At 35.6% G+C, this 15,014-nt stretch carries 15 protein-coding genes; 6 read left to right on the top strand and 9 right to left on the bottom strand.

Going from position 1 to position 15,014, the window contains the following annotated elements:
* The first annotated feature begins 22 nt into the window (after positions 1-22).
* From MKX66_RS04845 to MKX66_RS04835, 3 genes are all read left to right on the top strand, one after another.
* Entirely contained in the window at positions 23-1,489 is a 1,467-nt protein-coding gene (locus MKX66_RS04845; protein ID WP_016091686.1) for an amino acid permease, read from the top strand.
* A gap of 114 nt (positions 1,490-1,603) precedes the next feature.
* Entirely contained in the window at positions 1,604-1,909 is a 306-nt protein-coding gene (locus MKX66_RS04840; protein ID WP_341085675.1) for an iron-sulfur cluster biosynthesis family protein, read from the top strand.
* 33 nt (positions 1,910-1,942) lie between these two features.
* Complete coding sequence (locus MKX66_RS04835; RefSeq protein ID WP_341085674.1) at positions 1,943-2,713, top strand: DNA alkylation repair protein; 771 nt, start codon at positions 1,943-1,945, stop codon at positions 2,711-2,713.
* 97 nt (positions 2,714-2,810) lie between these two features.
* Here MKX66_RS04835 and MKX66_RS04830 read toward each other — a convergent pair whose 3' ends face one another.
* The gene (locus MKX66_RS04830) at positions 2,811-3,302 is read right to left on the bottom strand and encodes a DUF2716 domain-containing protein (RefSeq protein ID WP_113735194.1); all 492 of its coding nucleotides are present in this window, start codon (positions 3,300-3,302) and stop codon (positions 2,811-2,813) included.
* Positions 3,303-3,499: 197 nt separating this feature from the next.
* Between MKX66_RS04830 and MKX66_RS04825 the strand changes: the two genes are divergently transcribed.
* Complete coding sequence (locus MKX66_RS04825; RefSeq protein WP_341085672.1) at positions 3,500-4,264, top strand: class I SAM-dependent methyltransferase; 765 nt, start codon at positions 3,500-3,502, stop codon at positions 4,262-4,264.
* An 81-nt stretch (positions 4,265-4,345) separates the two neighbouring features.
* Here the strand turns inward: MKX66_RS04825 and MKX66_RS04820 are convergent, their stop codons facing one another.
* Entirely contained in the window at positions 4,346-4,870 is a 525-nt protein-coding gene (locus tag MKX66_RS04820) for an NUDIX hydrolase (protein ID WP_002190054.1), read from the bottom strand.
* Positions 4,871-5,052: 182 nt separating this feature from the next.
* On the opposite strand from MKX66_RS04820, the gene MKX66_RS04815 reads away from it, so the two are divergent.
* Positions 5,053-5,676 (top strand): cephalosporin hydroxylase family protein, encoded by a 624-nt coding sequence (locus tag MKX66_RS04815; protein WP_078178857.1) that lies wholly within the window; start codon positions 5,053-5,055, stop codon positions 5,674-5,676.
* A gap of 189 nt (positions 5,677-5,865) precedes the next feature.
* Here the strand turns inward: MKX66_RS04815 and lepB are convergent, their stop codons facing one another.
* The 3 genes from lepB to MKX66_RS04800 form a co-directional block, all read right to left on the bottom strand.
* On the bottom strand, positions 5,866-6,387 hold the full coding sequence (lepB, locus tag MKX66_RS04810) for a signal peptidase I (RefSeq protein WP_002142345.1): 522 nt from the start codon (positions 6,385-6,387) through the stop codon (positions 5,866-5,868).
* Positions 6,388-6,497: 110 nt separating this feature from the next.
* The gene (locus MKX66_RS04805; protein ID WP_172796639.1) at positions 6,498-8,654 is read right to left on the bottom strand and encodes a peptidoglycan D,D-transpeptidase FtsI family protein; all 2,157 of its coding nucleotides are present in this window, start codon (positions 8,652-8,654) and stop codon (positions 6,498-6,500) included.
* Positions 8,655-8,879: 225 nt separating this feature from the next.
* Positions 8,880-9,605, bottom strand: a complete 726-nt coding sequence (locus MKX66_RS04800; protein WP_061675358.1) for an NAD-dependent protein deacylase — start codon at positions 9,603-9,605, stop codon at positions 8,880-8,882.
* Positions 9,606-9,892: 287 nt separating this feature from the next.
* On the opposite strand from MKX66_RS04800, the gene MKX66_RS04795 reads away from it, so the two are divergent.
* On the top strand, positions 9,893-11,380 hold the full coding sequence (locus MKX66_RS04795; protein WP_016101120.1) for a peptide MFS transporter: 1,488 nt from the start codon (positions 9,893-9,895) through the stop codon (positions 11,378-11,380).
* A 493-nt stretch (positions 11,381-11,873) separates the two neighbouring features.
* Here the strand turns inward: MKX66_RS04795 and pcp are convergent, their stop codons facing one another.
* From pcp to pxpA, 4 genes are read right to left on the bottom strand one after another with little or no spacing between them, the layout of a single operon-like run.
* Entirely contained in the window at positions 11,874-12,521 is a 648-nt protein-coding gene (gene pcp / locus MKX66_RS04790) for a pyroglutamyl-peptidase I (protein ID WP_215589846.1), read from the bottom strand.
* A 16-nt stretch (positions 12,522-12,537) separates the two neighbouring features.
* Positions 12,538-13,500, bottom strand: a complete 963-nt coding sequence (locus MKX66_RS04785; protein ID WP_033709246.1) for a DUF979 domain-containing protein — start codon at positions 13,498-13,500, stop codon at positions 12,538-12,540.
* Position 13,501: 1 nt separating this feature from the next.
* Positions 13,502-14,197, bottom strand: a complete 696-nt coding sequence (locus MKX66_RS04780; RefSeq protein WP_002142352.1) for a DUF969 domain-containing protein — start codon at positions 14,195-14,197, stop codon at positions 13,502-13,504.
* Between the two features lie 34 nt (positions 14,198-14,231).
* Entirely contained in the window at positions 14,232-15,005 is a 774-nt protein-coding gene (gene pxpA / locus MKX66_RS04775; protein WP_002033004.1) for a 5-oxoprolinase subunit PxpA, read from the bottom strand.
* Positions 15,006-15,014 lie beyond the last annotated feature (9 nt).

Genomic DNA, 15,014 nt, shown 5'->3' with positions numbered 1-15,014 from the left:
TACAAGAAAAGGAGTGTTGAACATGAATAGCGCAACAAATCAATCTACCTCTAAAACGCAAACTACACAAGGACAAGGTGAATTAAAACGCGGATTAAAATCTCGTCACCTTACGATGATTTCTCTCGGTGGTACAATTGGTACCGGATTATTTCTTGCCAGTGGTGGTGTTATCCATTCAGCTGGTCCTGGCGGTGCATTAGTCGCATATGCCGCAATTGGAATTATGGTTTATTTTTTAATGACAAGCTTAGCAGAACTCGCGGCTTACATGCCTGTTACTGGATCTTTTAGTACTTATGCAACAAAATTTGTTGATCCATCACTTGGTTTTGCACTTGGATGGAACTATTGGTATAACTGGGCGATTACGATTGCAGCTGAACTAGCGGCCGTAACATTAATTATGAAATTTTGGTTCCCAGATACCCCTTCTCTTATTTGGAGTGGACTTTGTTTAGCTATTATTTTTCTCTTAAACTATTTATCTGTTAAAGGTTTTGGTGAATCTGAATATTGGTTCGCACTTATTAAAGTAGTTACTATTATTATCTTTTTAATTGTCGGTTTTATGATGATTTTTGGAATTATGGGCGGCGAATCTGTCGGCTTTAAAAACTTCACTGTTGCAGATGCACCATTTAATGGCGGCATCATGGCAATTATCGGTGTATTTATGGCTGCTGGTTTCTCATTCCAAGGAACTGAATTATTAGGAGTAGCTGCTGGTGAAACTGCTGATCCAGAACGTAATATTCCGAAAGCAATTCGTTCTATCTTTTGGCGTATTATATTATTCTACATTTTAGCAATTCTCGTTATCGGTTTATTAATTCCTTATACGACTGAAAGCCTTGCAGCAAGTGATGTTACAGTAAGTCCATTTACACTTGTATTTGAAAAAGCGGGCGTTGCCTTCGCTGCTTCTGTTATGAACGCTGTTATTTTAACTGCAGTACTTTCTGCTGGTAACTCTGGAATGTACGCATCAACTCGTATGCTTTGGGATTTAGCTCGCCAAGGAAAAGCACCTAAGTTCTTAGGAAAATTAGATAGCCGTGGTGTACCTGTTAACGCATTAATCGCAACATCAGTAGTTGGTAGCGTCGCTTTCATCGCTTCTTTATTCGGTGACGGTGTTGTATACATTTGGTTATTAAATGCTTCTGGGATGTCAGGATTTATTGCTTGGGTCGGGATTGCTATTAGTCATTACCGTTTCCGTAAAGCTTATATTGCACAAGGGAAAGATTTAAAAGATTTACCATATCAAGCGAAATGGTTCCCGTTCGGTCCAATCTTTGCATTTACACTTTGTGTTATCGTTATTTTAGGTCAAAACTACGGAGCATTTACAGGAGCATCTATCGACTGGAACGGTGTACTCGTTTCTTACATCGGTTTACCACTCTTCTTAGTACTATGGTTAGGTTATAAATTTACTAAGAAAACGAAAGTCATTCCACTTGATAAATGTGAACTGAAATAAAGTAAAACGAGCAAACAAAATTGTTTGCTCGTTTTTTTAATGGAATGCTTCTCCCTTCCCTATTTCTCCTGTTTTTGCAATAATAGAGGAAATATAAATAAAGGTTGGGATTACATGAACATTCGTATTACTGATGAAGCAAAAGCAGCTATACATAGACTAGAACGTGAAGACAAAAAGATCATTCGCATTAGAGGAACTATGACAAACTCTTGCAGTATTTTCGTTGATGTCGATTTAATTTGGGATACATATAATGCGGATGATGTTGTATATGAAGATGTGGAGCTTATCGTACAAATGGATTCATTCACGACAGATTACACTGGTGATACGGTGAAACTTGATTATAAGACGACAGGTTTTAGTATTACGACTCCTAGTGAGACTTTGGTGTATGGATTGTCGATTAAAAAATAAACATTGTTTTTATCCGACCAACGGGGTGAAAAAATGGGCAAATATGTTCCGTTAAAATTTTTATTTAACGAAGAATTAGCAGAAAAAATGGCTGATTCTATTTCTAAACACGTTCCTAATTTCTCTAAAAAAAATTTTGTAGATTCCGTAACAAATAAAGTTGAAAATTTAGAGTTAAAGCAACGTATAGAAGTAATAGCAGATGAATTACACAATGCATTACAAAAAGACTTTAATGAAGCAATACATATATTACTGAAAACATTAGGACCAGAAAATACAACAGAAGTCGGCACATTTACAAAGGGTTATATGTATATGCCTATCGCAAAATACGTTGAAAAATATGGACTTAACGATTTTGAATCCTCATTCAATGCAATGTATGAAATAACAAAAAGAAATACTGCTGAATATGCCATTCGTCCTTATCTTGAAAAATACCATGAAGAAACCTTGGACATATTGCAGCAATGGTTACGTGACGAAAACAGCCACATTAGAAGATTAGCTTCAGAAGGTACTAGGCCAAGACTTCCTTGGGCAAAAAAAATAGGAGCTTTGAAAGGTGACTTCAGAAATAATTTAAAGCTTCTTGAGCCATTAATGAATGACCCTTCTAAGTATGTTCAAAAATCTGTAGCCAATCACATTAATGATATTACGAAAGAAGATAAAGAACTCGTTTTTCGATGGTTGCGAGAATTACTCGATAAAAACCATCCTGTTAATCCTTGGATTATGAAACATGGATTAAGAACGGTGATAAAAAATGGCACTTTACCAAAAGATTTTTGTTTTTAAGTATTTGTAAAGAAAGCAACAATCTATATGAAAACAGCTAATAATAAAAACGTTTATACTTCATTTGGAAGTATAAACGTTTTTTCTTTTTTAAACATTAACCCTGCCTTAAAATCTTATGAAACATTTCCGGTTTATGTTGATCAAAAGCATCTATTAATTCTTTTCCAAATATCGTTATACTCTCCTCCCAAGGATGGCCTAAATACCCCCACTTAAAGTCCTTCTGAATAAAGAAATAATAATCTCCATTTGGAAAAATCGGGATTGTCCACTCATCAAATTCATTTCTATCAAACTTTAAATGTGGATTTACCCAGTAACATTCATGTTGCCAATCAAGTGCCATTATATATTCATTCGATACCGTATTCTCTTTAAAAACTAGTAATGCTTTTTCTTCCAGGTCGTCATATACATCTAAATCTACCGACTCTCTGAAGTAATGAGAAATATCATATGTTATAAAGGGACTTGGCACCTTAAATGATGGGAATGTAGAATCACTTGGCGAAAACTTAAGTTCACTATATACCCTATCCCATATTTGGTCGTACTCTTTGTCTGTAAACTCCATCCAATTTTTCATTAAACAACTGCCTTCCCCTATAATTTCAAAGGATTTTCACTCGATACTCCCGAATATATAAATAACCATTCTCGCAAGGAGCTAATTTATATGAATCTATTCGAACACGAAACATAAAACCGTTCCACTTTAATAAGAGGTCCTCCCTTTTTCTTTTCTTACTATATCATTTATTAACGAAATAGGAGGACAACAATATGAAACGTGATCCATTATTTTCAGCACTATTAGAAAGTGCAAAGACTAACTTTAGCGGCTGGGATTTCTCTTTCATTTCAGAAACTGGCCGTATGAATAGCGAGCCCCTATCATGGTCATACGGTAGCACTGCTTTCCAGCTTATGCAACGTGCAAAATCAATGCTAGATATGGGGACTGGTGGCGGAGAGTTTTTATCTATGTTACAACCGTTCCCGTCAACTATTTATGCGACTGAGGGCTATGCTCCGAATGTCCCAATTGCACGAAAGAAATTAGAACCTTTAGGGGTTACAGTCGTAGAAGTGACTGATGATACTGCTTTACCATTTCAAGATGGTCAGTTTGATTTAATTGTGAATCAACATGAATCCTATTCTGCTTCTGAAGTGAAAAGAAGTCTTTCCATCAATGGAACATTTCTTACACAACAAGTCGGTGGTCTTGATTGTGCGGAACTGAATGAGCAGTTTGGCACACCGCTGAATAGCGAATTTTCAAGTTGGTCACTCGAAACGGCATGTAGTGAATTAGAACAAAATGGATTTACTATTTTAGAAGCGAAAGAAGAATTCCCTCTTCAGCGTTTTTATGATGTCGGTGCTGTTGTCTATTACTTAAAAGCAATTCCGTGGCAAATCCCTGATTTTATAGTAGGTAGCTATACCGAGGAATTGTATCGCATACATGAAATTATCTTACAAAAGGGATATTTCGATGTGAAGCAACACCGCTTTATTATTAAAGCAAATTATGAAGAGTAAACTTAGAATTAGCATTCCTTGTAAAAAGCCAAATTCACATAAAGAATTTGGCTTTCTCTTCGTATTTTAACGTTTCTTCTCTTATTGAGAAACGAGATATTTTTCATATCGTTTTTTCGTATTATCTTCTATCAAAAGTGTAGTTTTGTAATCAATAATATTCCGATTATCATATATGAATATATGCTCTAAATTGTTGTCCTCACTTAATAATGTCGGTAAATATCTTTGCAAATTGCTAACTACACCTCTATTATCACCATCTAATATCCAATCAATTGACTTCCATTCTAATATACCTTCATGAGTGCTTACTGGCGTATCAATATGTACTCCATCTGGTAAATCAGCTAGAAATACATACATTCCCTCACTACCCAAAGGTTCGTCTTTAACTTTAAAAATAACATTCCCTTTATACGTTACACTTGGAAGCTCTATTCCCGTTTCCTCAAAGGTTTCTCTAATGACTCCTTCGTATGGCGTTTCATACTCTTCTATTTTCCCTCCGACACCATTCCACATTCCCATTGTCGGCTTCTTGTTTCTATTTAGTAGAAGTATTCTATCTCCTTTTCTAATGAAGCAAATTGTGTACTTATACATACGATCATTTCCTTTCATTTACATCTTCTTTTGTAAGCAATTCATTTTCCACATGTGTTATTTGGCTTATTTTCACGTGAAAACACTCGCCTTATAATCCCTTACCACATAATATATAGTACAACTTTCATACATAAACTCTTTACGTATGAAAGAATCCTTTTTAGAAAGGAGAATTCAAAATCGATAACATTAGTAGCGAATTTCTAAAACAATATTACGACAGCAACGTTTGGTTACATGGTACACACTGGTTCGGGGTTCCAATCTGCAAACTTCCTTCTGATCTCTTTTTGTATCAAGAAATATTATACGAATTAAAGCCTGATTTAATTATTGAATGCGGAACTTTTTACGGTGGTAGTGCACTGTTTTTAGCTTCTATGTTAGATTTAATTGGAAAAGGTCACGTACTTACTATCGATATAACTCCGCAACCAAATCGGCCATCCCATAATCGAATTACGTATTTAACAGCTTCATCTGTTTCTGTACAGGCCGTCCAATCAATATTAAGTATGCGCAAACCTGATGATGTGATTTTAGTTATTCTAGATTCTGATCATAGTAAAGAACATGTATCGAAAGAACTCTTACTTTATAAATCTATTGTAACCACTGGCAGTTACATTATTGTAGAAGATACAAGTATTAACGGAAATCCTCTCCTTCCTGATTGGGGCCCTGGCCCAATGGAAGCTGTGGAAGAGTTTTTAACTAAAAATAGCAATTTCATAATCGATGAATCTAAACATAAGTTTTTCATATCATTTAATCCAAAAGGTTTTTTAAAGAAGATAAAGTGAAACTTTAATCAGTGGGGGAGTTTTGTCCATCCCCCACTGATTATTAGCCTTCACCAATCGGGCTTTTACGGGCAGTTGATCTCCCACCTAACTTCTTTGCCCCAGCTGAATTTTAAAGTGGGAGTCTTACTGCCCGCAAATAGCGGGATAAAGTGAAACTTTAATAAGTGGGGTTTTGTGAATCCCCACTTATTTTATGATTTTCATTTTCGAAAAAGGATAGTACACAAATTCCACTTTTCCTATTATATTATCTTCTTCAATATATCCTAAACCATTTCGACTATCCTTACTTTGTTCACGATTGTCTCCCATTACAAATAACTTATTTGGCGGAATCTTTGTCTTTTGAAAATTATAAAACACTTGTGTATTGTTATATAAATCTTTATTTATATAAGGTTCATCTTGCTTTTTGTCATTTACGTATACAGTTCCATTCGTTATGTTAATTACGTCACCAGGAAGCCCTATTACACGTTTCACATAATATTTCGACTCATCCTCTTCCTTAATAATGACGATTTCTCCGTGCTGTAAGCTAGAAAAATGTACCGCAGCTTTATTTACAAATACGTAGTCTTCTTCATGTAAAGTTGGCTGCATTGATTTTCCTTCCACTTTACATAAAGTGAAAGACTGGTACGTTACTACTAGGACAAATATAAATAGTATGTACTTTCCCCAACCTCTCTTATTCTCCTCTTTCATATCCATTCCCACCTTATCAAAACACTTTTTAACTCAAAAATATATCACTGCACCTGTTCATTTGCGCAGTGATATACTACAATTTGAATTTTTTACTGTGCCTTACTCGGCTATTGTGTTACTGGGACTGGACTTACACCCGATCTCTGCGTTTTTAAATCAAAATATGCATCCAAAACCTCTTTACCAATTGCAGAATTAATACCTGATTTATCATTATTTACCCATGGCACAACAACAGAAAAAGCAACTTCCGGATCAGCATCATATGGCGCATACCCGGCGAGAGTTAAATTATAACATTTTTTTCGATAGTTGTTTTCATCTCTTCCAATATCACTTTCTCCACCGTACACTGTTTCTGCTGTTCCTGTTTTTCCAGCTGGTTTATAAGGTAATCCTTTAAAAGTTCCAGCACCGGTCCCATCTACCTCTTGGAAAACTCTTCTAAACCCTTCTTTCACATGATTTATATATGAAAGATCCATATCCACTCGATTTAACACGACTGGTTCCATCGATTGCATAACTTTCCCGACTTCCTCTGGTCTATTCGGTTGCTCTCTAATTTCTTGTACAATTTGTGGTTTCATTCGGTAACCACCATTTGCAATCGTTGACATATATTGCGCAAGTTGCAGCGGCGTATATGTATCATATTGCCCAATCGCATAATCAAGTAAAAAACCAGGTATATTATCTGTTCTACCCATTTGACCAATCGATTCATTTGGAAGGTCAATACCGGTTGGTACACCTAAACCAAATTGTCTAAAGTAATAGCGCATTTTATTGAATGTTTCTTGCCTAATATCTAACGGATTGTTTGGTACATAATCAATCCCCGCAATCTTTAACGCCGTATTAAACATGTAGACATTGGATGAAACTTGCAATGCTCTTAAATCATCAATATCTCCAAAGTCTTTCCACGATTTCTTCGGCTTCGAACTTCCTTTAAAGTACATTGGTGCATCAAAGAAATGCGTATATGGCTTAATAGCTTCTGTTTGATATCCCGCTAATACCGTAGCTCCTTTCACCGTTGATCCTAACTCGTAAGAACTTATCATCGTTCCTAAAGCGTAGTCTTCTATTTGCATCCCGCCATCTTTATTTACAATTTTCTTTCCTGCTAATGATAGAATTTGACCATTTTTCGGATTCATCATAACGACGAATGCACGATCCATCATCGGTTCAGAAGAATGAAATGCCCTTAAATTCCTTTCAAGACTTTCCTCCACCTTTTTCTGTAAATCCATATCAACTGTTAACATTAAATTATTTCCACTTTTTCCTTTTGTCACTTTTTCAGTCCGAATAATATTTCCAGCTTTATCCGTAATATTTTTAGACTGTTCTTTCGTTCCATGTAACACATCTTCGTATTGTTTTTCGATGTAACTCTTACCAATACGATCATTTCGGTTATAATCTCGCACTAAATAATAGTCTAATTGCTCCCTTGGTAATCCCTCATTCTCAGTAGAAACACTACCAAGTACAGAACGTAGTATTTTGTCATTTGGATATTCGCGCTCCCAATCCACAGTCGTATCTACGCCTGGCAAGCTCGATAATCCTTCACTCACTACTGCATATTCATTTTGACTTACATCTTTTTTGACGATTTGTGGCGTCATTTTATATCCCGCATTCATTTTGCTTTTAATTGCTAGTACTTCTATATCCTCTTTCGAAAGCTCGTTTAATTCTTCTTGTGTAATTCTTTCTCGTCTCAACTCTTCTACTTTCTTATCTAAGTCTTTCCCTTCTATTTCCTGTTTCCTAAATTTACTCTCATCTTCTTTCGTTACTTTTGTTGCTGCACGTTTTTCATTTAACTGCATCCAAAAATCTTTTTTATCTGTCTCTGTTAACTTGTCCATATCTTCTTGCGGCATTTCAATTAGCTTTGCTAAATTTCTTGCCACTATTAAAACCTCTTTTGAGTCCACACCTTTCATCTTCGTATATGTAACAGTTCGTAACGGTTTATTATTTACAATAACTTTCCCTTCCCGGTCAAACATCTTCCCTCTCGGAACTGGAGTACTCACCGTTATATCTTCCTTTTTATTCACTTCATTTCGATACGTTTCTCCGTCGATGATTTGTACTTTACCTAATTGAATAATAATAGCTGAAAATAAAAGAAAAACGATAAAAAATAGTACATTTAACCGAAATGGAATATGAGTCTTTTTCTTTTTCGACTGTTTCTGTTTCTCCTTTTTCTGTCTCATTTTGCTCCCTCGCTTCATTCTATTAACATTTCTACGCATGAACCATTATGTATTAAATTTATTTATATGCTATATATAGAATTTTATATTAATTACAAAAGAAATAAAAGATTTAATTTTCAGTTTTCGATTTTATCATCCTATTTATTACCATTCCCCTTATACGCAATAACATGAATATAATTCATGCAAAAAAACTGAGGTGGACATCATTCACCTCAGTTTCTTTACGAAAACAAAAACTTATTTAATCGAAGATAACCCTTTGGCAAATTCACCAATCTTATTTTGAAAAACAAAATCAAAATTGTATTCTTGCCCTGTTAACTCTTCATTTACTAAAATTGTTGTTGCGCCTATTTCTCTCTTTGCGATTTCTGGGAATGAAGCGACAGGTTGCACTTTTAATGACGTTCCCATTACGAGAAGTACATCTGTTTCATATAAACGTTTTATTGCATTTTGATATTGAGGCAGTGTATCTCCGTATAAAACAACATCTGGGTTTAGAATGAAATTACACTTCCCGCAACGCGGTACTTCATGATCAATCATATATTGTAAATCATATCCCGTTTTACACTTCGGACAATGTGCAGTTTGAAGTGTTCCATGTAAATCAATTACATGTTTACTACCACCTACTTGATGCAAACCATCAATATTTTGCGTTAAAATCGTTATGTCTTTCCCTTGTTCTTCTAGCTCCGCTAAAAAGCGATGCCCTCGATTTGGTTTATATTGATGAAACGTATTAATTTGAAAGATTTCTTTATAATGCTTCCAAAACTCTTTCGGATTTCTATTATAATAGCCTCTCGACAAATACATCTCTACATTCGCATCAGCATATAATCCATTTGCTGAACGAAAATCTGGGATACCACTTTCCGTACTTGCACCAGCACCTGTTAACACTGTAATTTTCTTCGCTTTTTCTAAAATTGAACGTACTTCTTCAAATTGCACAAAAATCACCTCTAAGTATATTCCTAAACTTATTATACCAGTTGTTTACAATAGTTGTTGTACAATTCATTTTACTTACTTCATTGCATGAATTAACCCCCAACTTTTTTGGGTGTAATTAAAGTTTCAAAGATAACTACTGTTCAATTAAAATAAAGTTATCATTTAGAAAGCAGCCAGAAGGCTGCTTTTCTTCATCGATGGGCTTAGATAGTTATGGACTACTGGGAGCCTCTTAAGTTATACTTGTATAATATAAAAAATTAACAAGGGGTAATATTAACATTATGAAAGAAAAAAACGAACTTGTTCAAAGTATTCCTCAAACAGGATTTTTTGGGCATCCAAAAGGATTATTCTCTTTATTCTTCACTGAGTTTTGGGAAAGGTTTTCTCATTACGGAATGAGAGCTATTTTACTGTATTATATGTACTATTCAGTCGCAAAAGGTGGATTAGGAATTGAACAATCTACCGCAACCTCGATAATGGCAATTTACGGTTCCTTACTGTTCATGTCTAGTATTATCGGTGGATGGATATCGGATCGTTTATTTGGTCCAAGTAAAACCGTATTCTTTGGTGGCGTTTTAATTATGATTGGCCATCTTATTTTAGCTTTACCGGGTAGTAAAAGTGCGTTATTTATCTCTATGGTCTTCTTAGTTCTAGGAACAGGGTTGTTAAAGCCTAACATATCGAACATCGTAGGAAGTTTATACAGTGAAACAGATGCGCGTCGTGACTCAGGGTTCAGTATATTCTACATGGGTATTAACTTAGGTGCCTTACTTGCACCTTTAGTTGTCGGAACATTAGGTCAGCAATATAATTTCCACCTTGGTTTTGGAGTTGCGGCAATTGGTATGGCAATTGGGTTAGGGGTATTTGTTGGAACAAAACAGAAAAACCTTGGTCTAGTCGGTACGCAAGTACCTAATCCATTATCAGATTCGGAAAGAAAAAAGACTATTAAGTATTTCAGTGTTGGTCTAGTTGTATTAACATTGCTAGGTGTGGTTACAATTCCAACTGGGTTGTTAACTATAAATCGTTTTACATTCCTGATTAGTATCTTAGGGATTGTTATTCCAACCTATTATTTCATTTATATGTATCGTAGTCCTAAAACAACAAAAGTAGAGCAATCTCGTCTTCTTGCGTATATACCACTCTTTATTGCAGCTACAATATTTTGGTCTATACAAGAACAAGGTGCTATTATCTTAGCCACATACGCGGATCAACGAACTCAATTACAGTTCAATGGAATTACATTGCATTCCGCTTGGTTCCAATCATTAAGTCCAATCTTTATCGTAACGCTTGCCCCGATTTTTGCATGGGTTTGGATAAAGTTAGGCAAGAAGCAGCCTTCAACGGCAAAAAAATTCGCTATTGGATTGCTATTTGCAGGTTTATCATTCTTAGTTATGATTATTCCGGCTTTAATCAACGGTACTCACTCTTTAGTGAATCCTATGTGGTTAGTCCTTAGCTTCTTTTTAATTGTAATTGGAGAAGTTTGTTTATCTCCTTCAGGGTTATCAATAACGACGAAGCTGGCTCCAGCTGCTTTCTCTTCGCAAACCATGAGCTTATGGTTCTTATCAACTGCGTCTGCGCAAGCAATAAATGCCCAAGTTGTTAAACTGTATAATCCTGCAACAGAAGCAATTTACTTTGGTATTATTGGTGCTATCTCCATTTTAGTTAGCATCCTGCTGTTTACATTATCATCAAAAATCCAAAATTTCATGAAGGGACTTCAATAACGGTCTCTTATTGAAATGAACAAATACAAGTTTCTATGTGAAGAGTAGCCAAATGGGTTACTCTTTTTTGTAAAAGTTAGATAAATATCGCATTCTTACCGTACTTATATTTAAATTTATCAGTTTTGAAAAATCATAGTACAATTAACAATTCTGATGATTATCTCTTACCCAGTTATACTTTACTAATGGAAAAAAATTCACTCTGCTTGTTTTACATAAAAATGGTGTGATATTTTTATCACACCATTTTAAAATCATTACTTTGTATGTCTTTGAGTTTATCAGCACTTAACTTTTTATCCATTCATATAGACGAAAATTCTACATCATTAAGAAACTATTTAAAAAGTTCCCTTTTATTTGGAACAATTCCATATTTGTTAGAATACTCCCATTGCAACCTTTCCCTTTATATTCTATACTGCATCTTCAATTACAAAATACAAACACACAAAGAGGGCTGCATCAGCCCTCTTTAATCTACTATTATTTAATGCGTCGTACCCCCAATTTCCACAATATCCACCTCAACTTCCATCGCTACCTCAATTGCCAATTCTATACCTTTACTAATAGTAGAAAGTGACATACTCGGTTGACCTGGATAGTTGCTCGCTTGTTCTGGTAAGAACGGAATATGAACAAATCCGCCTTTTATTTTCTTATCATTCTTCTCTAGTTCGTGCATGAGTCCATAGAATAAATGATTACAAACGAATGTACCTGCAGTTTGTGAAACAGATGACGGTATACCTTCTTCGCGAAGTTTTTTCACGATTGCTTTCATCGGAAGTGTAGACCAATACGCAATAGGGCCTTCTTCTACAACCGGCATATCCACCGGCTGATTCCCTTCATTATCAGCAATTCTTGCATCATCAATATTAATTGCTACACGCTCTATCGTAATATCTGGTCTGCCCCCAGCTTGTCCAATACATATAATCATTTCAGGCGACAACTCTTCTATATACTCTTTTAATACTCTTATTGATTTATGAAATACGGTTGGAACTTGTTTACTAATAATCTTGTACTCTCCGATTGTTTTTTCATGCAAACTTTTTGCGACTTCCCAAGCTGGGTTGATACTTTCTCTCCCGAACGGATCAAATCCTGTTACTAATACTGTTTTCATAGTTTCACTCTCCTAATTAGAAACGATATACAAGGCCGTACATAATAAACATATTTATAATAAAAATGGAAAGAGCAATTGGTACTTGTGCTTTAATGACTGCATTTTTATCTTTCAATTCTAAAAGCATCGCAGGTACGATATTAAAGTTTGCTGCCATTGGAGTAAGCAACGTTCCGCAATATCCAGCAAACATACCGAGTGCTGCCATAATTGCTGGGTTTCCTCCGTGCATTTGCACAATTAAAGGTAAGCCGATTCCACCAGTGATTACTGCAAACGCTGCGAATGCATTCCCCATTACGACTGTAAATAGCATCATTCCTAAACAATAGGCCATAACAGCAACGAATGGATACTCTGTCGGTAACACTTGTCCGACTAGATCCGAAACGACTTGTCCTACGCCAGACTTCGCAAAAATACCGCCAAGTGCTGCTAACATTTGTGGTAAAATAACTGCCCAACCGACAGCCTGTAGTAACCTACTTCCTTCTTGAACAGGCGTTGTTATTTTCGCTTTTGTAATACGCATCGCCGCAATGAATGCAAGTAATGCCCCTAACGCTAATGCAACTAATGTTACTTTATCAGGATCAACAAGTGCAACATTTCCCCATTTGATTTTTCCTAACGTTAACGTTCCGATAATTGTAAAAATAGGTATTAATATTGCAGGCATAAAAATTTTATTTTTTAATTTCTCAGCATGTTTCACACGTTCTTGTACTGGTACTTCTTTCTCCTCGGATTTTGTTACTTTATTTAATGAAGCCAAAACAACCATAACAAGCACAATACAGCCAACATAAAACGAAGGGATTACATTTCCGAATAAAAATGTAACTGCAAACAATGCCCAAAATAAACTAGAACCGAATCGGTTTGGATGCTCACGATCAAATGCAATACGAACAGCGATAAATGCAACGATTATACCTAATACATAATAAATTGTATCCATTGTTATGATGTTCATCTTATATAGCCTCTTTCTCTTGTTTTTCTTCTGCTTTCATTGTTTTCTCTATATACTTATCAAACCTTCTAAACCTGATCCAGCTCACAATAAGGGCAGATATCGCAGTTGGAATTCCCCAAAGCGCCATATCCCATACACCGACATGCATACCTACTGAATCGAAGAATCCTTTCATTAATAAAATGGCTCCAGTTGCGATGAAAATATCTTCTCCGAAAAACCAAGCTGTATTTTCCGCAGCTGCTGCATTTGCTTTAATCTTTTCTCTCAATTTTTCAGGGAGTTTACCGTATTTACCTTGCGCAGCCCCTTCTGCCATCGGCGCAACAAGCGGTCTTACCGTTTGCGCATGACCACCAATATTTAGTCCAAGTGCTGCTGATGATTCTCTTATCGTAAAATATGACATTAATACTCTTCCAGTTGTTGCTCCTTTTGATTTCGTTATAAGTGCTTCTGCTCTTTCTTTTAAACCATAACGCTCTAAAATTCCGATTACCGGTAAAGTTAATATGATTGGCATAGACATATATCTGTTTTCTATGAAAAATTTACCGAACATGCTAATTACATCATAAAAACTTAAGCCTGAAACCATACCAGTAACAATACCCGCAACCATAACTACTAACAGTGTATTTAGCCTAAATAAAAACCCAACCGCAACAAGTAAAATCCCAATTAATTTCACCAATTTTAACACTTCCTCTCATTTTTAATCCCGCTAACTAAAGTTTCACTTTATTTGGTGCGCATATAGAAATACCGTTAAGTTCGAATGTTCTGTATATTTTTTCCGCAAATTGGACTGCTTTCTCTCCGTCCCCGTGTAAACATATCGTTTGCGCTTGAACTGCTACTTTCCCCCCATTAACCGATTCTACATACCCTTCTTTCACCATTTGAAGTACTTGTTTTATTGCTTCATCTTCATTTTTTATAAGAGCATTTTCTTCTGTACGGCTCGTTAAAGTTCCATCCTGCTTATACGTACGATCGGCAAAAGCTTCTTGTACGAGAGTTATATTATATTTTTCTGTTGCCCTTATAAATGCCTCACTATTTGCTAATCCGTAAAGTAATAATCCAGGGTTAATATGATAAATTGCCTTTGCAATTGCATCCGCAATTTCCGAATCAGTTGCCGCCATATTATATAAGGCACCGTGCGGTTTTACATGTTGCATTTTCCCTCCAGCAGCTTTAACAAATCCTTCTAATGCGCCAATTTGATATAAAACATAATCGTATACTTCACTTGCTGAAACATGCATGTTCCTTCTTCCAAATCCAATTAAATCAGGAAATCCAGGGTGTGCCCCTATTGCTACATTTTGCTGCAGGGCTTTTTCAACCGTTTGCCTCATAACGGACGGATCACCAGCATGAAAACCACAAGCAACGTTTATAGAGGAAACGAACGGAAGAATTTCATCATCATTCCCCATTTTATAAGCTCCAAAACTTTCTCCTAAATCACAGTTTAAATCGATCGTAGTCACGATGTTTTC

This window comes from Bacillus sp. FSL R9-9530 (genome assembly GCF_038008145.1).
GTDB classification, from domain to species: Bacteria; Bacillota; Bacilli; order Bacillales; family Bacillaceae_G; genus Bacillus_A; species Bacillus_A mycoides.
The sequence above is the reverse complement of the archived record's forward strand: the minus strand, read 5'-3'. Positions and strand labels throughout refer to the sequence as shown.